General features: G+C 64.7%; 17 protein-coding genes. 14 read left to right on the forward strand and 3 right to left on the reverse strand.

What is annotated here, in order from left to right:
• The first annotated feature begins 21 nt into the window (after window positions 1–21).
• From CAP13_RS10180 to lysS, 6 genes are all read left to right on the forward strand, one after another.
• Window positions 22–1,092, forward strand: a complete 1,071-nt coding sequence (locus CAP13_RS10180) for a hypothetical protein (protein ID WP_425429822.1) — start codon at window positions 22–24, stop codon at window positions 1,090–1,092.
• A 92-nt stretch (window positions 1,093–1,184) separates the two neighbouring features.
• Window positions 1,185–1,682 (forward strand): PTS sugar transporter subunit IIA, encoded by a 498-nt coding sequence (locus CAP13_RS01725; RefSeq protein WP_085829953.1) that lies wholly within the window; start codon window positions 1,185–1,187, stop codon window positions 1,680–1,682.
• Window positions 1,683–1,901: 219 nt separating this feature from the next.
• Window positions 1,902–2,630 (forward strand): glucosamine-6-phosphate deaminase, encoded by a 729-nt coding sequence (gene nagB, locus CAP13_RS01730; RefSeq protein WP_085829954.1) that lies wholly within the window; start codon window positions 1,902–1,904, stop codon window positions 2,628–2,630.
• A gap of 998 nt (window positions 2,631–3,628) precedes the next feature.
• A complete protein-coding gene (locus CAP13_RS01735) occupies window positions 3,629–3,907 on the forward strand; it encodes a Sec-independent protein translocase subunit TatA/TatB (RefSeq protein ID WP_085829955.1) in 279 nt (92 codons plus the stop codon).
• 51 nt (window positions 3,908–3,958) lie between these two features.
• Window positions 3,959–4,429, forward strand: coding sequence for a GreA/GreB family elongation factor (locus CAP13_RS01740; protein WP_085829956.1), 471 nt, complete (start codon window positions 3,959–3,961; stop codon window positions 4,427–4,429).
• Window positions 4,430–4,507: 78 nt separating this feature from the next.
• The gene (gene lysS / locus CAP13_RS01745; RefSeq protein ID WP_085829957.1) at window positions 4,508–6,520 is read left to right on the forward strand and encodes a lysine--tRNA ligase; all 2,013 of its coding nucleotides are present in this window, start codon (window positions 4,508–4,510) and stop codon (window positions 6,518–6,520) included.
• 199 nt (window positions 6,521–6,719) lie between these two features.
• Here the strand turns inward: lysS and CAP13_RS01750 are convergent, their stop codons facing one another.
• From CAP13_RS01750 to CAP13_RS01760, 3 genes are all read right to left on the reverse strand, one after another.
• Window positions 6,720–7,439 (reverse strand): SIR2 family NAD-dependent protein deacylase, encoded by a 720-nt coding sequence (locus CAP13_RS01750; protein WP_245798859.1) that lies wholly within the window; start codon window positions 7,437–7,439, stop codon window positions 6,720–6,722.
• Between the two features lie 209 nt (window positions 7,440–7,648).
• The gene (locus CAP13_RS01755; protein WP_085829959.1) at window positions 7,649–8,449 is read right to left on the reverse strand and encodes a protein-ADP-ribose hydrolase; all 801 of its coding nucleotides are present in this window, start codon (window positions 8,447–8,449) and stop codon (window positions 7,649–7,651) included.
• 13 nt (window positions 8,450–8,462) lie between these two features.
• Complete coding sequence (locus CAP13_RS01760; RefSeq protein ID WP_085829960.1) at window positions 8,463–9,101, reverse strand: NAD(P)-dependent oxidoreductase; 639 nt, start codon at window positions 9,099–9,101, stop codon at window positions 8,463–8,465.
• Between the two features lie 169 nt (window positions 9,102–9,270).
• On the opposite strand from CAP13_RS01760, the gene CAP13_RS01765 reads away from it, so the two are divergent.
• From CAP13_RS01765 to cysS, 8 genes are all read left to right on the forward strand, one after another.
• Window positions 9,271–9,627, forward strand: a complete 357-nt coding sequence (locus CAP13_RS01765; protein ID WP_085829961.1) for a winged helix-turn-helix transcriptional regulator — start codon at window positions 9,271–9,273, stop codon at window positions 9,625–9,627.
• 125 nt (window positions 9,628–9,752) lie between these two features.
• On the forward strand, window positions 9,753–10,775 hold the full coding sequence (locus CAP13_RS01770; protein ID WP_218775285.1) for a YdcF family protein: 1,023 nt from the start codon (window positions 9,753–9,755) through the stop codon (window positions 10,773–10,775).
• Window positions 10,776–11,011: 236 nt separating this feature from the next.
• Window positions 11,012–11,740 carry a B3/B4 domain-containing protein gene (locus CAP13_RS01775; protein WP_085829962.1) on the forward strand — a complete coding sequence of 243 codons (729 nt, stop codon included), beginning with the start codon at window positions 11,012–11,014 and terminating at the stop codon, window positions 11,738–11,740.
• A gap of 153 nt (window positions 11,741–11,893) precedes the next feature.
• On the forward strand, window positions 11,894–14,629 hold the full coding sequence (locus tag CAP13_RS01780; protein WP_085829963.1) for an ATP-dependent Clp protease ATP-binding subunit: 2,736 nt from the start codon (window positions 11,894–11,896) through the stop codon (window positions 14,627–14,629).
• A 629-nt stretch (window positions 14,630–15,258) separates the two neighbouring features.
• Window positions 15,259–16,350, forward strand: coding sequence for a DNA integrity scanning diadenylate cyclase DisA (gene disA, locus CAP13_RS01785; protein WP_425429823.1), 1,092 nt, complete (start codon window positions 15,259–15,261; stop codon window positions 16,348–16,350).
• Window positions 16,347–17,093, forward strand: coding sequence for a 2-C-methyl-D-erythritol 4-phosphate cytidylyltransferase (gene ispD, locus CAP13_RS01790; RefSeq protein WP_085829964.1), 747 nt, complete (start codon window positions 16,347–16,349; stop codon window positions 17,091–17,093). The genes disA and ispD overlap by 4 nt, the downstream gene beginning before the upstream one ends.
• A 227-nt stretch (window positions 17,094–17,320) precedes the next feature.
• Window positions 17,321–17,803: a 2-C-methyl-D-erythritol 2,4-cyclodiphosphate synthase gene (gene ispF, locus CAP13_RS01795; protein ID WP_085829965.1), complete on the forward strand. Its 483-nt coding sequence runs from the start codon at window positions 17,321–17,323 to the stop codon at window positions 17,801–17,803.
• 7 nt (window positions 17,804–17,810) lie between these two features.
• Window positions 17,811–19,277, forward strand: coding sequence for a cysteine--tRNA ligase (gene cysS / locus CAP13_RS01800; RefSeq protein WP_085829966.1), 1,467 nt, complete (start codon window positions 17,811–17,813; stop codon window positions 19,275–19,277).
• The last annotated feature ends 130 nt before the right edge of the window (window positions 19,278–19,407 follow it).

Consider the following 19,407-nt stretch of genomic DNA (forward strand, 5'->3'; position numbering starts at 1 on the left):
GGAGGCCTCGAGGGCCTCGTCGTGGCCGTCGACTGCGGCCACGGCGCCTCCTGCCTGACCACCCCGACCGCCCTGCAGCGCCTGGGCGCGACGGTGCACGCCATCAACACCGATTACAACGGCATGGACATCAACGTCGATTGCGGCTCCACGCACCTCGAGCCCCTGCGCCGCCTCGTGCTCGAGACGGGCGCCGACATCGGCCTCGCGCATGACGGCGACGCCGATCGCGTGCTCTTCGTGGATGCTGCCGGCAACGAGATCGACGGCGACTTCATCCTGGCCATCTGCGGCTCCGATCTTGCCGCCCAGGGCAAGCTTAACAACTCCGAGATCGTCTCGACAGTGATGTGCAACCTCGGCTTCACGACGGCCATGCGCGAGGCGGGCTTCAAGGTCGAGCAGACCGCTGTGGGTGACCGCTATGTTCTCGAGCGCATGATCGCCGACGGCGCGGTCCTCGGCGGCGAGCAGTCGGGGCACATCATCTTCCTCGAGCACAACACCACCGGCGACGGCCTCGTGACCGCCTGCCAGGTGCTTGACGTCATGAAGCGGACCGGGCGCTCCCTCGAGGACCTCGCCCGCGTCATGACCCGCTTCCCCCAGGTGCTCGTCAACGTGCGCNCCATGCGCGAGGCGGGCTTCAAGGTCGAGCAGACCGCTGTGGGTGACCGCTATGTTCTCGAGCGCATGATCGCCGACGGCGCGGTCCTCGGCGGCGAGCAGTCGGGGCACATCATCTTCCTCGAGCACAACACCACCGGCGACGGCCTCGTGACCGCCTGCCAGGTGCTTGACGTCATGAAGCGGACCGGGCGCTCCCTCGAGGACCTCGCCCGCGTCATGACCCGCTTCCCCCAGGTGCTCGTCAACGTGCGCAGCGAGCGCAAGGCGGAGCTTGCCGACTGCGTGCCGGTGTGGGAGACTGTGCGCGCGGCCGAGCGCGAGCTCGACGGCTGCGGCCGCGTCCTCGTGCGGACCTCGGGCACCGAGCCGCTCATCCGCGTCATGGCGGAGGCGGAGACGGAGCAGGCCGCGCAGGCCGCCGTGGACGCCATCGTCGCCGTGGTCGAGCGCGAGCTTCCCTAGCAGTGGAAGGTTGCCATCGAGGCCGGCTGCCCCGATGCGCTACGATACCGTTACGAACCATGTGAAGCCGTCCCCTTGCGGAGGGAATGTTGATGTTTGACGGGCTTATCCGACCGTTCCGGCGGCGCGTTCGCGACGCGGTGCTCGCCGCTCCCATCTCCGGACAGGTGCTGCCGCTCAGCGCCGTTCACGATCGGGTCTTTTCAACCGGTATGCTCGGCGACGGCGTGGCCATTCAGCCGGACGGCGACAGCGTCGTGGCACCGGCTGATGCGAAGATCGAGGCGATATTCCCCACGGGGCATGCGGTCGCCCTGCATACGGCAGACGGTCTCGATATCCTCATCCACCTGGGGCTCGATACCGTGGGCCTGAGGGGCCGCCACTTCACGGTGCATGCCCAGCCGGGGGAGACGGTGGTGCGCGGAGACCTGCTCATCGAGTTCGACCGCGTGGCCATCGAGGAGGAGGGCTACGACATGATCGTGCCCGTGCTGGTTCGCAACGCGCTCGAGTTCTCTTCCCTGCGACCGACTGACCAGGAGCATGTGAACGCGCTTGACGACCTGATCTTCGTGCGCTTCCGATAAGGAAGAGCCCGCCGCCGCGCTGCGGGCTGGCATACGCAGGCAAACCATGCCATGATAGGGCTATCCGGGTGCAAACCGGGTCGCCGCGGACGGGCAGGGGCCCCGACGCGGTGAACGGCTCGAACCGCGCGCGTCCTCGCCCTGGTGGTCGCGCCTCATAAGTTGGGGCGGCCTGAGGTTGGTCCCCCTTGGCGCTTTGCCACAAGAGAAGGGATTGCGATGCGCATCATTCGAACCAAAGACTACGAGGATATGAGTGCGAGGGCGGCGGACGTCATCGCGGCCGAGGTCATCCTCAAGCCTGATTGCGTGCTGGGCCTGGCGACGGGATCCACGCCCATCGGGGCATATGAGCGCCTCGTTGAGCGTTACCGCGCCGGTGAACTTGATTTCTCGCAGGTCATCTCCTACAACCTGGACGAGTACCGTGGTCTCGCCCACGATGATCCCCAGAGCTACCACTACTTCATGGAGCAGTACCTCTTCTCGCACGTCAACATCGACCCCGCCAACACGCATGTGCCCGATGGTGCGAACGAGGATGTCGAGGAGGCCACCGCGGGCTACGACGCGCAGGTCGCCGCGGCGGGGTATCCCGACCTCCAGCTGCTTGGTATCGGCAACAACGGCCACATCGGCTTCAACGAGCCGGATGCGGCGTTCTCGAAGGGGACGTACTGCGTCAACCTCACCGAGAGCACCATCGAGGCCAACAGCCGCCTGTTCGAGAGCGCGGACGATGTGCCCCGTCAGGCCTACACCATGGGGATCGGCACGATCATGCGCGCCAAGCGCGTGCTCGTGATCGCGAACGGCGAAAAGAAGGCCCAGGCTGTGCACGACATGATCTACGGCCCCATCACCCCGTCCTGCCCGGCGTCCGTCCTGCAGCTGCACCCGGACGCGATCGTCATCGCCGATGAGGCGGCGCTCGCGCTCTGCGAGTAGCCCCTCTCAGCCTCCGTTTGGTGTCTTGCGGACCCTCGCGCTGCGGGGGTCCGCTCCTGTTCCGGGCATGTTCCGCAACGGCGCGGAGCGGGACGCGGCGCGCATCGGGCGCTGGGTCGCGACCGCGTGCACGGGGTGAGGGCAAAACGTCATCTCAAGGCGTTCGCACGGGCAATCTGCCTGAGAATACGGCCGAGAGTAGGTTTTCGGATCCTTGCGAGTCAACGCTCCAGCGCATTGGGGCCCCGGGGCGTGACCGCCTGCATATGATGGGAGCAAAACGTCATCTCAAGGCGGCTCCAGAGGCGATTTGCCTGAGAATGCCGTCGGAAGTAGGTTTTCGGATCCTTGCGAGCCCGCCGGCCAGCGCATCGAGTACTGGGATGTGACCGCCTGCTTGTGACGGGAGCAAAACGTCTTTTCGAGGTGGGTTCAAAGGCATTTTGCCTGAGAACGCCATTGAGAGTAGGTTTTTCAGCCCATGCGAGCTGGCGGGTCTTCGCACACCGAGCGCTGGGTCAGATCCGACTGCGTCGCTGCCGGATGTAGCCGCATGCGCGGGATGAGGGGCAAAACGTCATCTCGAGGTGGGTTCAAAGGCATTTTGCCTAAGGGCGCCGTCGAAAGTAGGTTTTTCAGCCCAAGCATGCCAACGGTGCGGAGCGACAGGCTCCACGGCGTGAACTGGAGACGCCACGGTCCGACGCGCGGTCGCCAGGTACGGATCCAAGTCACTGCGTTGAAGCGGGAGCCGGTGCCGTGCGATGCGTTCGTATCGGGGAGGGCCACCGCATCCCAACTCTCCGCCCGTTTAACACGGCGCTCACCTGCGGAGCCACTCCTATATCAAGGTATTGAAAAGGGACGGCGCTCATCTGGTGTAAAATGCACCGGCAGTTGTGAGGCCCCCATCTGCGCGGTATACTGCTACGAACGCCGCGACACGGAGATGCTGTCACGGTCGGTCGCGCCATATGGCGTCAACGAGAGGAAAATGTATGTTCCCTAAGGGTTTTGAGTGGGTCGCCATCATCATCGTCGCTCTGCTGATCTTCGGTCCCAAGAACCTCCCGAAGCTCGGTAAGTCACTCGGCGCCACCGTGAAGAACCTCCGCGAGGGCATGTCTTCTGAGGATGACAAGGCGAATACCCAGGACGTCGAGGCCGAGACCGTCATCGAGGACTCCGACGACGCCGAGATCCGTGAGCTCGAGGCCAAGCTCGCTGCCGCCAAGCAGAAGAAGGAAGAGGCCGACAGCCCCATCTCCAACGACTAACCCACGCGTTCCCGCGTCTCTGATCTCGAACACAGCAAGGAGTTTTCCTATATGGATGCAAGCGACATCGTACTGACCGCTGAAGGCCGCAAGAAGCTCGCTGACGAGCTCGCGTGGCGTGAGGGCGAGAAGCAGCAGGAGATCATCGAGCACCTCAAGGAGGCCCGCGCCTTCGGTGACCTCTCTGAGAACGCCGAGTACGACGCCGCCAAGGAGGAGGAGGCCAAGAACGCCTCCCGCATCGCCGAGATCCGCGCGATCCTCGCCAAAGCCACGGACGCCTCCGCAGACTCCGCGCTCATCGTCTCCATCGGCTCTACCGTCGGCCTGGTTGACGGCGACGGCGTGGCCACCGAGGTCACCATCGTGGGCACCACCGAGACCAACTCGCTCGAGCGCAAGATCTCCAACGAGTCCCCGGTCGGCCGCGCGGTCATCGGGCACGCCGAGGGCGAGACGGTGGTGTGCATCACGCCGGCCGGTAAGCAGCGCACCTACACCATCACCAAGATCACGCGCTAGACCACGGGTCCAGTGCAGTTTGGCTCCTCGGGACCCGTGCGGCCTCGGGGAGCTTTTTCGTTTAAAGGAGCAGTTTCCATGGCAGAGCAGCAGAGCCCCGCGGTAGACGGCACCGCGTCCCCGCTTTCCGAGCGCGAGCAGCGCATAGCGCGCCGGCAGGCCTTCTTCGAGGCCGGGCAGACACCGTATCCTGAGCATTCAACCGTGGATGCGTACGCGGCCGATCTGATCGAGCGCTACGCGGGCCTCGAGGACGGCGGGGTCACCGAGGCCGCCTACCATCTGGCCGGACGCGTGATGAACATCCGCAACCAAGGTAAGATCGCCTTCCTGGTGCTCCGCGATCCCACGGCCGACATCCAGATCTTCTGCCGGGTGAACGCCATGAGCGAAGCCGACTGGGAGCTCGTCGGCCAGCTCGACATGGGTGACATCATCAACGTAGCCGGCACCGTCCTGCGCACCCGCCGCGGCCAGCTCTCCCTTGCACCCACCAAGCTCACGCTCCTCTCGAAGAGCGTGCGCCCGCTGCCCGAGAAGTTCCACGGCCTCTCCGACAAAGAGACCCGTTACCGTCAGCGCTACGTCGACCTCATCGTGAACGCCGACGTCCGCGAGACCTTCCGCAAGCGCTCGGCCATCGTGTCGGAGTTCCGCCGCTACATGGAGCAGGACGGCTACATGGAGGTGGAGACCCCCATCCTCCAGACCATCCAGGGCGGCGCCACGGCCAAGCCCTTCATCACGCACTTCAATGCTCTGAACCAGGAGAACTACCTGCGCATCGCCACCGAGCTGCACCTGAAGCGCCTGCTCGTGGGCGGCTACGAGCGCGTGTATGAGATCGGGCGCATCTTCCGCAACGAGGGCATGGACCTGACACATAACCCTGAGTTCACCACCATGGAGGCCTACCGCGCCTACAGCGACCTCGACGGCATGAAAGCCCTGGCCGAGGGTGTCATCAAGGCTGCAAACGCCCGGGTGAACGATTCCGAGCAGATTACCTACCAGGGGAAGGAGATCGATCTATCCGGCAGCTGGCCGAGTATCCCTATGAGCGAGGTCGTGTCGGCCGTGGTGGGTGAGACCGTCACCCTCGACACCCCGGTCGAGCGTCTCGCTGAGATTGCCCGCGCCAAGGGGATCGAGGTGAAGTCCGAGTGGGGCGCCGGCAAGCTCATCGCCGAGCTCTACGACGAGATCGGTGAGGACTCGCTGGTGAACCCCACGTTTGTGACCGACTACCCGGTCGAGGTCTCACCGCTCGCCAAGCGCCGCGAGGACGATCCACGCCTCACGCACCGTTTCGAGCTCGTCATCGCCGGGCATGAGTACGCCAACGCGTTCTCCGAGTTGAACGACCCGGTCGATCAGGCTGAGCGCTTCGCGCGGCAGATGGAGGAGAAGGCCGGCGGCGACGACGAGGCCATGGAGTACGACGCGGACTACGTGCGTGCGCTCGAGTATGGCATGCCCCCGGCGGGCGGTATCGGCATCGGCATCGACCGCGTGGTCATGCTGCTGACGGATTCCGCCTCCATCCGCGACGTCCTGCTCTTCCCGCACATGCGTCCTGAGGGCAAGGCCGCCGGTGCGGGAGCTGCGGCATCAAGCGCTGTGGATGCAACGTCCGCGGCGCCCGTTGCGGCTGCTGGTGAGGGCTCCGCCGTCAGCGAGTCACCTGCCTCCGTCGAGGGCGCCGTGTCCGACGTCGACCTCGAGAACGTGACCGTCGAGCCCCTGTTCGCCGACTTCGTGGATTTCGAGACCTTCTCGAAGTCGGATTTCCGCATCGTGAAGGTCAAGGACTGCGTCGCGGTGCCCAAGTCGAAGAAGCTCCTGCAGTTCACGCTCGACGACGGCACCGATGAGGATCGCACGATCCTCTCGGGCATCCACGCCTACTACGAGCCGGAGGAGCTGATCGGCAAGACGCTCGTCGCCATCACGAATTTGCCACCGCGCAAGATGATGGGCATCGCATCCTGCGGCATGATCATCAGCGCCGTGCACGAGGTGGAGGGCGAGGAGCGCCTGAACGTCCTTATGGTCGATGGCCGCATCCCCGCAGGGGCGAAGTTGTACTAGCAGAAGGGCGCGGTGCTAACTCGGCATTCGCATCTCTCTCTGCGGCAGGCTTTGATATCGACCCTACGGTTTCAGGGCCGAGCGTGTCCATGTGCTCGGCCCTGCCTGTTGTTCAGGGAGCATCTGCCGGGGTGCTCGTTGTCGTATGCGGTAAGGACATATCTTCGGTCACCGTATAGCTGCACGGTGCGACCTCAGCTCACCGCTCCAGCACATCGAGGACCGCGTTGATATCTGCGTTGATGAGCACGCTTTGCCGCTCGATCGTGCTCAAGGTGCAGGCCTCGCCGGCATTCACGCAGGCGTAGGTCGCCTGCGGGTTCTCGGCTGTCATCCTCCAGAACGGGTACTTGATGATGCCGGGGGTGTTGCCGCCCACACCGAGTTCGAGGTAGAGCATACGCGCGCCGCGGTGGCGTTGCGTGAATTCGGCATAGCGTTCAGCCGCCGCATGCCAGCCGACATCCTCCACGAACCGGCCGTCGATCCGCAGGTTCGTCGTCATCGGCGCACCGCAGACGGGGCAGTGGGGGATGAGCTCGCTCGGCACCCCAAGATCTAACTCGCTTGGTGCGATGCCCTGCTCCCGTTGGGCCTGAATCCGCTCGTTCACGGCTACGACCATGGCGTGTACCGCATCCTCGTTATCGTACGTCCGCTGGTGACAGGGGCGCGAGCACTGGAAGAGTCCGTAGTCGCCCTGCATGTAGTAGAGGCGCTTGCGGTCGATGCCCGCGCGTTGGAAGCAGTGGTCGACGTTGGTGGTGATGACGAAGTAGTCGCGGTCGCGAACGAGCTTGAGCAGGCGTTCGTAGGCGGCTCCTGCCTCTCCCTCGTATCGGTTCACGAGGATGGTGCGGCTCCAGTACCCCCAGAACTCCTCAAGGGTCTCAAAGGGGTAGAGCCCGCCCGAGTACATGTCAGTGATGCCGTACCGTGCACGCCAAGGTCCCAGCGTCTCTTCAAAGCGTGTTCCGTCATAGGTGTGGCCAGCTGCCGTGGAGAGGCCGGCCCCGGCCCCGATGAGGATGGCCTCCGCTTGGTCGAAGGAGTGTCGCAGGCGCTCGAGCGCACGACGGTCGGGCGTGCCGGGGCGGTCACCAGGGTGGGCTCTGACATGGTTCCTCCTTATCGGGCGGGTGCGGCGAGCAGCTCTCGATACAGCTCCCGATCCCCATCGGTGAAGACGTTGAACACCGCGATGGGGAAGGCCTGGCCTGCGGCCCGCGCCGCCTGCCGTCGCTCGCGTACGGTGGCGACGGCAATCTCTGCTGCCTCGCGCTGCGGGAACCGAGACACGCCGGTTGAGATGCAGCAGAACGCAACGCTCTCCAGGTTGTGATCCTGCGCGAGGCCAAGGCTCGCTCGGTAACAGCTTGCAAGGTCAACGCGGTTCTGCGTCGTGGGTGCCGCGCCGGTGACTATAGGTCCGACGGTGTGGATGACGTACCTCGCTGGCAGGTTGAAGCCCGGCGTGATCTTGGCGTCTCCCGTGCGCTCTTCATGGCCTTGGGCATCCATGATCGCGGCGCAGGCGAGACGGAGCCCCGTGCCCGCCTGCGTGTGTATGGCGTTGTCGATGCATCCATGGTTGGGCACGAAGCAGCCGAGCATCTGAGCGTTCGCAGCGTTCACGATGGCATCGGCGGCGAGCAGGGTGATGTCCCCCTGCCAGAGCAGATCGTCCCCAAAGCGCTCGGCGGCGTCGAGTCCAACGATTCCGCGCTCGTGCGAGCGCTCGGTGAGGAACGCGTCCTCGACGGCACGGTATTCAGCGCTCACGGGCGCGGGCGGCCGCGTGTTCACGAGCGCCCGGTACAGGCGCCAACGCTCCTCCGTATGCCTGGGGAGCGCGGCGCGGTCGGTCCGGTCATTCCGCTCGGTGAGCAGGCGATCTATGAGCCAGAGCAGGAGCTCAGATTGCGTCATGGCCGCAGGCCCGTTAGCGGCGTACCACGGAGATCCGCTCGTGCACATGGGCGTCCGCACCGGTGCGCTCGGCCTCGTCCAGCATGGCGATCGCGTAGTCGGCGTAGGAGATGACGGACTCGCCGGCTGTATTCAGCGTGAACTCCTCACCGGCGAGCAGGTAGGCGCCGGTGCGCTCCCCGTCAGCCTGGAAGTCGGCGGCAGGGGAGAGATAGGTCCAGCGCACGTCATCACGTGCACGGAGCTTTGCGAGGGAGGCTGCCATCGCGGTAGCCGTCGGGAGGTAGTCGGTGGGGAAGTCAGGAGCATCGGCAACGGTGACCGTGTGCTCGGGGTTCACGTACAGGCTGCCGGCACCGCCGACCACGAGCAGGCGCGTATCGGTGCCGGAGAGGATGTCGGCGAGGTGGAGGACGGTGTCAGTGTGCAGCGACATCTTCTCAGGGTCCCAGGTCCCGAAAGCATCGATGGCAACCTCAAACCCTGCGAGGTCCTCAGCGGTGAGGTCGAGGATGTCCTTTTGGATGGTGCTCGGCGCGTCGGTCTTGTTCTCGCTGCGGACGATGGCGGTGACGTCGTGACCGCGGCGCACGGCTTCGGCGGTGATGAGCCTGCCGGCGCGTCCGTTGGCGGCGATGATTGCGATCTTCATGGCGGTCTCCTGTTCTTGCGTGGGTGTGAACCCGTTTTCATCTGATACCTTCATGGTTCCGCAGCACAGTCTAAAATATAAGTAAGCACTTATTTATATGGTAGTATTCTTCTAGTAACTATTGGGTTTTACCTGCTATCTCTTTTTTGTTTAAGATATGGAGGCATGTATGATGACTACAGAGACGCTTCCTGCCTGTCCTGTTGAGACTACGCTTTGCCTGATCACCAGCAGGTGGAAGATCCTGATCGTGCGCGATCTCCTGGAGGGACCCAAGCGGTTCAGCGAACTGCAGCGCTCGGTGGGGCATGTGTCCCAGAAGATGCTCACTCAGAGCCTGCGCCAGATGGAGGCCGACGGTTTGGTAACGCGTACGGTTTACGCTGAGGTTCCCCCACGGGTTGAATATGCGCTCACGTCGTTGGGTCTGAGTCTCCAACAGGTGATCGAGGCCCTCTGGGCCTGGGGCGAGGGGTACCAGAAGCAGGTGCGCGCCCATTCGGATGGAAAGCCGGCCGAGGCGTAAGGCCACTCGAGTGGCCGCCTGTCATCGCGTCGCATCTGTTGTCCAGACTGGGGCCGACCGCCTTTTCCGCCGAGTGAGCGCTTTGCTACACTGGCGGGCAATCGGATGCCGTATTGGAGGGACGCATGTTCGAAACTGTGATCACACAGTTTATATTGTGGTTTCCGAGCATCCTCTTCGGCGGCCTGTTCGCCTACTCGTTCTGGCGTGAGCCGCGTCAGTTTAGAAACGCGCTCTTCCTCCTGCTGTTCATACTCACCACCGCGTCCCTGCTCCTTGCTCGATACGGCCAGGATTGGATGATCCTGCCAATAGCTCTGATCATTTTGGCCAGCCCTTTCGCGAGCGTCATCGCGCTCATCGCCAACGGCATCATCGTGATCAGACGCAACGGCCTGAGCGCCTCCTCCGCCCTCCCGATCGCGCTGGCCCTCTTCATCATCGGCATGTTCGCCGTGTTTCCCTTTGCGGCGTTTCTCGGCGCCCCCTCATGGTTCATCTCGCTGATGACCCTGTTCATCCTCGAGGGCCTCTGGTTCTCCTTCACTCTCCTCGCTCTGCTGGTCTACTCGTTTCTCTACCGGCTCCTGCCGATCCGTCGAACCTATGATTTCATCATCATCCACGGTGCTGGCTTGAACGGCACGGAGCCCTCGCCGGTGCTCGCTGGCCGTATCGACAAAGCCCTTGAGCTGTGGGAACGGCAGGGGTGCGATGGCATGTTCGTGGCTTCGGGCGGGCAGGGAGCCGATGAGGAGATCTCCGAGGCCGAGGCAATGGCCCGCTATCTTATCCGCCGCGGCGTGCCCGAAGACCGCATCATTCACGAGGACAACTCGACCACCACGCGGGAAAACCTAGAATACTCAAAAGCGCTCATGGACGAGCGCATGGCGGGGAAGTCATACCGTGCGGCGGTGGTGTCTAGCGACTACCACGTATTCCGCTGCGCTGAGTACGCCAAGGACCTGGGGATCGCCGCCGACGGCGTGGGCAGCCATACGAGGAGCTGGCTCTGGCCCGCGGCGTTCATTCGGGAGTTCGCCGCCATCACCCGTGCGCATGCGTGGCCCTATCGGGCGATCCTCATACTCTGGGCGATTCCGAATGCGCTCGCGCTCTTGATGTGGCTGCTGGGAATCGCGTAGCAACGGCAGATGGGGATCAATTTCAGCGAATGATCCCTGTTCAACCTTCGTTTTGCGGACGGCCGGATGCCGCGCCTCAGGCGTTAGACACCCCTCCGCACCGCGACTCTGATACACTGGACTGGGTTAATATGCATAGCAAACATATTTCGTATCAGATTTTCGCATCATCGGTGACCGTGTTGCGCCATGATGCAACTAACGAGCGTCACTAACGCACAACCCAAGGAGGGAACATGAAGAAGTTCATTGCAGAGGATTCGTTCTGGCAGCTCTTCCCCGAGGCGGCCATCGGCGTGCTGGTGGCGCGCGGCCTCAAACCGGCAGAGGAGGTTTCGGCCGAGGATGCCGCTGAGATCGCGCGTGGCCTGGACCGCGCCAACGTCCGTGCGGAGCGCTTCCTCACAAGCGGCACGATCTCCGAGAACGAGCCCGTGCGCGTCTGGCGCGAGGCCTACCGCCGTTTCAAGACGAAGAAGGGCGCCCGCTGCGCCATCGAGAACCTGCTCAAGCGCGTGCTCAAGGGTAAGCCCGTGGGCTCCATCACGCCGTCGGTGGACATCTACAACACCGTCTCGCTCACCTATGCTTTCCCAACTGGCGGGTTCGACCTCAACACGATCGAGGGCGACTATCGTCTGGCCGTCACCGAGCAGGGTGGCGAGCCCTTCCTGCCCATTGGAGAGGACGCCGATGACCCGGCGCTCCCGGGCGAGCTCATCTACCTTGATGACGCCGGGGCCACGAGCCGCTGCTGGAACTGGCGCGATAGCCAGCGCACCGCGCTCAACGATCAGACCCGCGACGCCGTGGTGGTCTTCGAGTGCATCGAGCCCGATCGCCTCGATGACGCCCGGGCCGAGCTCGAGGCCCTGGCTGACAACCTGAGCCGCTATCTCGGAGCCGAGATCACCGTCTCCGATCTCATCACCGCCGACCACCGCGAGGTTGTGCTCGAGGACTGAGGCGGCCCCTTCCGACGCGCACCCATCGATTCACGGGCGCGTCGCGACCACATATGCGGTGCCACTGTGGAGGGGCCTCCCCATGTTAGGGAGGCCCCTCTTTGGGTAAACAACTGACCTGATAGTACGATCCCGCACGTAAGAGGTAATCAGATGCTAGATAGATTCACCGACCGCGCGCGCAAGGTCATGTCCTTGTCCAAAGAGGAGGCCATCGCGCTCGGCTCCCAGAAAGTCGGCACGGAGCATCTGCTCCTGGCCATGGCGAAAGAAGACTCCGGCATCGCCGCAGAAGCCCTTCGTGAGCTTGAGATCACGCACGAGGACATCCTGGCGGAGCTGAAGCAGTCCTCCGCCCCGGCTGCCGACGGTGCGTCCGAGCCCGTCGCGGCTCCGGAGGCCGCCGAGGCAGCGGGTGGGGACGACGCCCCCGCGGCCGAGGCGCCCTCCGACGGGCCCGATGCCGCAGCTCCCGAGGCCGCAGACGCCTCGAAGCTCGCCTTCACCCCCGCGGTCATCGCCGTGATGGAGAAGAGCTTCCGCATCGCCCGCGAGAACAACCAGACCTACGTTTCCACCGAGCACCTGCTGCTCGCCATGGTCTCCGAGGCCAGCAACCGCGCCACGGACATCCTGAACCGGCTCGGCACCTCGGCGTCCTCCGTGCGCGGGGTCGTGGAGAAGCTCACGGCGAAGGACCAGGGCAAGAAGCGCCCCATGGCGGGCGCCGGCTCAGGTCGACCCGGCTCGGGGCTGCCGTTCTTCTCCGGCGAGGCCGGTCAGGCCCAGGCCGAGGAGAGCTCCACGCTCGCCCAGTTCGGCACGAATCTCACCGACCAGGCGCGCGCCGGCAAGCTCGACCCGGTCATCGGCCGTGAGAAGGAGATCTCCCGCATGATGGAGATCCTCTCCCGCCGCGCCAAGAACAACCCGCTGATCCTCGGTGACCCTGGCGTGGGCAAGACGGCCATCGTCGAGGGTCTGGCGCAGGAGATCGCCTCCGGCAACGTGCCCGAGAACCTCGTGGGCCAGAATGTCTGGACGCTTGACCTGCCCGGCCTCGTGGCGGGCGCCAAGTACCGCGGCGAGTTCGAGGAGCGCCTGAAGAACGTCATCCAGGAGGCCACCGAGGCCGACGACATCATCCTGTTCATCGATGAGATGCACACGCTGATCGGCGCCGGCTCCGCAGAGGGCTCCATCGATGCGAGCTCCATGCTGAAGCCCGTGCTCGCGCGCGGCGCCTTCCAGATCATCGGCGCCACCACGGCCGAGGAGTTCCGCAAGTACCTCTCTAAGGACCCCGCGTTCGAGCGTCGCTTCCAGGCGATCGACGTCGAGGAGCCCAACGTGGAGGACACAGTGCGCATCCTCACGGCGCTCACCCCGCGCTACGAGGAGCACCACCATGTGCGCTACACCCCGGCTGCCATCGAGGCCGCCGCGTCGCTGTCGAGCCGCTACATCCAAGACCGCTTCCTGCCCGACAAGGCCATCGACCTCATCGACGAGGCGGGTGCCCGGGCGCGCATCGCAGCCAACAAGGCGCCTGCCGAGGTGCGGGCCGCCGAGCGTCGCGTGAAGGAGCTCGCCACCTCTGTTGAAGAAGCCACCGAGGCCGACGACATGAACCGCGCCGCCGAGCTCACGGAACAGAAGGAGCAGGCCGAGGCCGAGCTCAAGTCCGTGCGCGAGGCCTGGGAGGCCGAGATGGAGGCGAATCCGCTCGTCGTCGACGTGTCCGAGATTGCCGATATCGTCTCCGCCACCTCCGGGGTGCCGGTGTCCTCGCTCACCGAGGATGAGTCACGCCGGCTGCTCAACTGCGAGAGCGTGCTCAAGACGCGCATCATCGGCCAGGACGAGGCCGTGGCGGCCGTCTCCAAGGCTATCCGCCGCTCGCGCTCGCCCCTCAAGGACCCGCGCCGTCCCGGCGGCTCGTTCATCTTCCTCGGCCCCACGGGCACAGGTAAGACCGAGCTCGCCAAGACGCTCGCGGAGTACCTCTTCGGCAGCAAGGACGCGCTGATAAGCTTCGACATGTCGGAGTTCGCCAGCCAGTACGAGGTCTCGAAGCTCATCGGTAGCCCCCCGGGCTACGTGGGCCACGAGGAAGGCGGCCAGCTCACCAAGGCGGTGCGCCGGCATCCCTACTCCGTCGTCCTCTTCGACGAGATCGAGAAGGCGCATCCCGACATCTTCAACATCCTGCTGCAGGTGCTCGACGAGGGCCGTCTCACGGACGGCCAGGGCAAGACCGTGGACTTCCGCAACACCGTGGTGATCATGACCTCGAACGTGGGTGCCCGCGAGATCGCCCAGGACGCGAGCGTGGGCTTCGGCACCACGGGCGAGGTGGGTCTCACCTCCAAGGAGATCCGCGGCCGTGCGATGGGCGAGCTCAAGCGCCTGTTCAGGCCTGAGTTCCTGAACCGTATCGACGACATCGTGGTCTTCCAGAAGCTCGCGGGTGAGAGTCTGAAGACGATCGCGGGCCTGCTCGTGGACGATCTGCGCCAGCGGCTGCTCGCGAACGGTATGAATATCGAGCTCACCGAGGCGGCGCTTGAGAAGATCGTGGCCGAGGGCACCGACCTCACCAACGGCGCCCGTCCGCTGCGCCGCGCCATCCAGACGCTCATCGAGGATCCGTTATCTGAGGAGTTGCTGGCAGGGGAGTGGAACCCGGGTGACACGGTGGTGACCGATGTGGTCGACGGGGAGTTCGTCTTCACGCACGGCTCGGGCGAGATCCCCGCGCCGCGTGCCAAGGGCGCCCTCGGGGCAAGTTTTGAGGCGGCGCCGCGCAACTCCGGCACCGCACCGGTGGTGGGTACACCGCGCTCTGGCTCAGGTGGCAACCTGCAGGTTGGAGCCGGCACGCGGTAAATGCGGGGAGGTCTGAGCCGCGCGGGGGCATGGTTCCTGTGGCGACAGACCAGCTCCGCGAACCTGCGGCTGCGACGAGATTGAGGACCCGGATGGCATCTGCCATCCGGGTCCTTTGCGTCTTCCTCGATGTCAAGGCGCTTACACACAATCTCGCGCCGGCTTGGATTTTGAAAACTTCCAGAAGTGCGGTAGTGCGTTGAGAATGTTGAAGTAGCAGCAAAGTCCGGCCAACTTTTTCCTGCGAAAATATCAGCATATCGAGGTGGCTACTTGAGCTCTCAAAATTCACTACCGCACTTCCGCAACTTTTTCTACGGAACACCTCACTTCTGATTCAAATTATAGAATTTTTACAATATAATTCTCATATTTGATCATTTCAATATTAAGAAGACGGGAAGCAAAGGAAACTTCTCTTGAAAGGGACGTGCCTTACCGCATATCGCTTCACGTTAGTGCTGGGGTCCATGGCAAAATGCATAGGTATATCTATGCAAGGGGTCGCGTGGTCCCTGTGCATGCGCATGCGTTCGTAAGTTTTCCTTTTCCGTTACGCCCTCGATTCGCCACAGAACCCCTACGAATCCGTGTCAAAATACATGCGTACACGCTACGACAACACGATGATGAGGTGGGTGCGGTCCGTGGAGAAAAGTGACGTCCAGAAGCGCATGCAAGAGGCGATCCGCCTGACCGCCCCCGGCCAGCCGATCCGCACCGCACTCGATATGATCATCGCAGGTCACCTGGGTGCTCTCATATGCGTGGGCGATGTCGAGCACGTCCTCGGCGCCGGCAACGACGGCTTCCCGTTGAACATCTCGTTCACCGCCAACCGCCTCTTCGAGCTCTCCAAGATGGACGGCGCGATCGTCATCGACGAGGACCTGACCCAGATCCTCCGCGCCAACTTCCACTTGAATCCCGACCCTTCGCTCGTCACGAGCGAGACGGGCATGCGCCATCGCACCGCGGCCCGCATGTCGGTGCTCACCGACGCCATCGTGATCTCGGTGTCCTCGCGTCGCGCGGTCGTGAACGTGTACGTGCGCGGCAAGAGCTACGAGCTCCAGCCGGTGAGCGCGCTCATGGGGTCGGTCGGACAGCTCATGTCCACGTTGCAGACCACCTGCACCTCGCTCGACCGCTCGCTGCTGCGCCTCACCGCCCTCGAGCTCGACGACTACGTCACGCTCGCGGACATCACCGACATCTTCTCGAGCTTCGAGATCATCCAGCAGACCAAGATCGGCCTCGAGGACGTCATCGAGAAGCTCGGAACCCACGGCAAGCTTCCGCACATGCAGCTTGAGCAGCTCGCCGGCGCCGCCATGGACGACGAGTACAACCTCATGATCCGCGACTACGCAGCCGACTCCTCGGAGGAGAACGCCGCGCGCATCCGCAACCAGTTCCTCGGCATGACGGCCCAAGAGCTCACGAGCCCCAAACGCGTGGCCGAGGTGCTCGGCTACGACAACCTCGACGAGGATTCCGTTCTGACCCCGCTCGGCCTGCGCACGCTCTCACGCGTCTCCGTGGTGCGCGACGACGTCGCCGAGAAGATCGTGGACGAGTACGGCTCGCTCCAGGACCTTATGAACGACATCCGCACTGACCCAGAGCGCCTGGGAGATTTCGGTGTGAACAACCCCGCGATCCTGGCCGACAGCCTCTACCGCATGCGCGGGGACAAGCAGGGGACCGGTGGCCGATGAGCCGGGTCTGCGCCGTCATCGCCTCAGGGGGAACCGGCTCTCGTTTCGGCAACCCCGGTGGAAAGCAGCTGGTGAACGTCGCCGGTCGTCCGATGGTGACCTGGTCGGTCATGGCGTTCGATCGCTCGGTCTACGTTGACCATATCGTGGTGGTCTGCCCGGCGCGGCGCCGTCTCGAGATGAAGCGCGTCGCCATCGATCCCTTCGACATCCGCACGCCGGTGACCTTCGCCGACTCAGGCGAGACGCGCCAGGACTCCACGCGTGCGGCCGTGGCAGCCGTGCCGGAGGGTTTCGAGTACGTGGCCATCCATGACGGCGCACGCCCCCTGATCACCACCGAGGCCATCAACAGCGCGATCAGCGTGCTGCTCGACACCGACGGCGTTGACGGGGTGGTCTGCGGCCAGCCGGCGATCGACACCCTGAAGATCGTCGACGGCGCCCGCATCCGCGAGACTCCGCCGCGCAGCATGTACTGGGCCGCGCAGACGCCGCAGATCTTCAGCATCGAGGCTATGCGTCGCGCACACGAGCGGGCCTTGGCCGAGGGCTTCGTGGGGACGGACGACTCCTCGCTCGTGGAGCGTGCCGGCGGTACTGTGCTCTGCGTGCAGAGCCCCCGCGACAACCTCAAGGTCACCGTGCCCGAGGATCTGCGCCCGGTGACGGCCATCCTGCTCGGGCGCATGAGTGATGCCGAGAGCGCCCAGGACACGGGGATGTTTCCGCGTCTGCCGTGATGCGGCCTGTGCCTGCGCGGATTTGCAACAGGGCGCTCTCGCGGCCCCGGCTTTGCGCGCGCACGGGTGACATGCCCTCATGGGGCGTCCATCACAACCCGTGCGACTCTTGGCCACGGGCGGCTGTCTGATGCTGGCGACCCCGCTGCGCTCGCGTCGAGAGTCTGGTGCGCCCTGGTCGCTGGGGTATCATGGCAAGCGGAACATTCACGATCAGAGGAGCTGACATGGGTGCCTTGCGCATCGGCCACGGCTACGACGTGCACCGCCTCGTCGAGGGGCGTCGCTGCATCATCGGCGGCGTCGACATCCCCCATGCGAAAGGCCTGCTCGGGCACAGCGACGCCGATGTGCTCGCCCATGCGCTGGCAGACGCCATCTTGGGCGCCGCCCGCGCCGGCGACATCGGCAAGCTCTTCCCTGATACGGATCCGGCCTACGAGAACGCCGACTCCCTGGTGCTCCTCACGCGCGTGATGGAGCAGGTCCGCGGCCTGGGGTTCGAGTTCGTGGACGCGGACTGCACGATCGCCTGCCAGGGGCCGAAGATCACCCCGCATCGGAACGCCATGCGCCGCAATCTGGCGGCCGCCCTCGGCGTGGGCATCGAGTCAGTGGGCATCAAGGCGACCACCACCGAGGAACTCGGCTGGGAGGGTTCGGGCCAGGGCATCGGCGCCTGGGCCGTTTGCCTCCTCGAGAAGCGATAGGAGACCCATGCGCATCTACTCATCCCAAACGCACGAAAAAGCCGAGTTCGCCCCCATCGAGGAGGGGCGCGTCCGCATGTATGTCTGCGGGCCGACCGTCTACGACAACATCCACATCGGCAACGCGCGCACCTTCATCAGCTTCGACGTGATTCGGCGCTGGCTCATCGCCTCGGGGTACGAGGTGACCTTCGCGCAGAACCTGACCGACGTCGACGACAAGATCATCAACCGCGCCAACGAGCAGAGTCGTGGTGCCGAGGAGGTCGCCCTCGAGTTCTCCGAGCGCTTCATCGAGGTCATGCATCGTGCGAACGTACTTGATCCCGATGTGCGTCCCCGGGCCACAAAGGAGATCGGGCCCATGATCGGCATGATCAAGAGCCTGATCGAGCAGGGGCACGCCTACGCGGCCGAGAACGGGGATGTGTACTTCTCGGTTCGCAGCGACGAGGGCTATGGTGTCGTCTCGGGCCGGCGTATCGACGACCTCATGGTCGGTGCTCGCATCGAGGAGAACGAGGACAAGCGCGACCCGCTCGACTTCGCGCTCTGGAAGGCGGCGAAGCCCGGCGAGCCCAGCTGGCCGAGCCCCTGGGGACAGGGGCGCCCGGGTTGGCATACCGAGTGCGCCGCGATGGTCCACCGCTATCTCGGCGTGCCCATCGACATACACGGCGGCGGCTCCGACCTCGCCTTCCCGCACCATGAGAACGAGTGCGCCCAGGCGAGCTGCGCTTGGCACCAGGGGTTCGCGAACACCTGGATGCACACGGGCATGCTACTGGTTGACGGCGAGAAGATGTCGAAGAGCCTCGGCAACTTCTTCACGCTGGAGGAGGTGCTCGAGAAGCACTCAGCCGCAGCCCTGCGCCTGCTCATGGCCCAGACGCACTACCGCTCTCCCCTTGATTTCTCCTGGGAGCGCCTGGAGGGGGCGGAGAGCTCCCTGGCACGTATCGCGGGCACGGTGGACAACCTGCGCTGGGCCGGGAACCACGCAGGAGCCGAGGCCGATGCCGCGCTCGCCGACAACCTGGCGCGGGCCGTCGAGGCGGCGGAGGCGGAGTTCCGTGCGCAGATGGATGACGACTTCAACACCGCCGGCGCCGTCGCGGCCCTGTTCACGCTGGTGACCGAGGCGAATGTATACCTCGAGCAGGCGGGCGCCGCCGCCGATGCCGGAGCGGTCACGGCCGCTGCCGATACGATCGCGCAGGCGTTCGACACGCTCGGCATCGAGCTCCCCGCGCGCGTGAGCGCCCTGCCGGCAGAGCTCGTTGAGACGGCGGCGGAGCTTGTAGGCTATGCAGGCGACGATGTGGACGGGGCTGCCGAGGCGATCCTCACCGCCCGCGCTGCAGCGCGCGCCGCCAAGGACTGGGGCCGTGCCGATGCGATCCGCGACGAGCTCACGACACTTGGCTTGGCGGTGGAGGACACCGCGGCCGGTTCTCGCATCAAGCAGGCGTAGGGGGACGGGATGGCTCAGAACAGGCGAAACGGTGGCTCGGCTGGCTCCTCCGGCGATCGTCGCCGCGGCCGCGCGCAGGGTGGCGGCCAGAGCAAAGGACGCAGGGAGCGTCAGGGGAGAGACGACTTCA

The organism is Collinsella vaginalis, assembly GCF_900176655.1.
GTDB classification, from domain to species: domain Bacteria; phylum Actinomycetota; class Coriobacteriia; order Coriobacteriales; family Coriobacteriaceae; genus Collinsella; species Collinsella vaginalis.

Coding starts and splice junctions, on each gene's coding strand:
- CAP13_RS01775 (WP_085829962.1), top strand. CDS start 11,012: ATGAAGAAGTTCATTGCAGAGGATTCGTTCTGGCAGCTCTTCCCCGAG.
- nagB (WP_085829954.1), top strand. CDS start 1,902: ATGCGCATCATTCGAACCAAAGACTACGAGGATATGAGTGCGAGGGCG.
- CAP13_RS01765 (WP_085829961.1), top strand. CDS start 9,271: ATGATGACTACAGAGACGCTTCCTGCCTGTCCTGTTGAGACTACGCTT.
- CAP13_RS01750 (WP_245798859.1), bottom strand. CDS start 7,439: ATGTACTCGGGCGGGCTCTACCCCTTTGAGACCCTTGAGGAGTTCTGG.
- CAP13_RS01755 (WP_085829959.1), bottom strand. CDS start 8,449: ATGACGCAATCTGAGCTCCTGCTCTGGCTCATAGATCGCCTGCTCACC.
- CAP13_RS01760 (WP_085829960.1), bottom strand. CDS start 9,101: ATGAAGATCGCAATCATCGCCGCCAACGGACGCGCCGGCAGGCTCATC.
- disA (WP_425429823.1), top strand. CDS start 15,259: ATGAGGTGGGTGCGGTCCGTGGAGAAAAGTGACGTCCAGAAGCGCATG.
- ispD (WP_085829964.1), top strand. CDS start 16,347: ATGAGCCGGGTCTGCGCCGTCATCGCCTCAGGGGGAACCGGCTCTCGT.
- lysS (WP_085829957.1), top strand. CDS start 4,508: ATGGCAGAGCAGCAGAGCCCCGCGGTAGACGGCACCGCGTCCCCGCTT.
- CAP13_RS01770 (WP_218775285.1), top strand. CDS start 9,753: ATGTTCGAAACTGTGATCACACAGTTTATATTGTGGTTTCCGAGCATC.
- CAP13_RS01740 (WP_085829956.1), top strand. CDS start 3,959: ATGGATGCAAGCGACATCGTACTGACCGCTGAAGGCCGCAAGAAGCTC.
- CAP13_RS01780 (WP_085829963.1), top strand. CDS start 11,894: ATGCTAGATAGATTCACCGACCGCGCGCGCAAGGTCATGTCCTTGTCC.
- CAP13_RS01735 (WP_085829955.1), top strand. CDS start 3,629: ATGTTCCCTAAGGGTTTTGAGTGGGTCGCCATCATCATCGTCGCTCTG.
- CAP13_RS01725 (WP_085829953.1), top strand. CDS start 1,185: ATGTTTGACGGGCTTATCCGACCGTTCCGGCGGCGCGTTCGCGACGCG.
- ispF (WP_085829965.1), top strand. CDS start 17,321: ATGGGTGCCTTGCGCATCGGCCACGGCTACGACGTGCACCGCCTCGTC.
- cysS (WP_085829966.1), top strand. CDS start 17,811: ATGCGCATCTACTCATCCCAAACGCACGAAAAAGCCGAGTTCGCCCCC.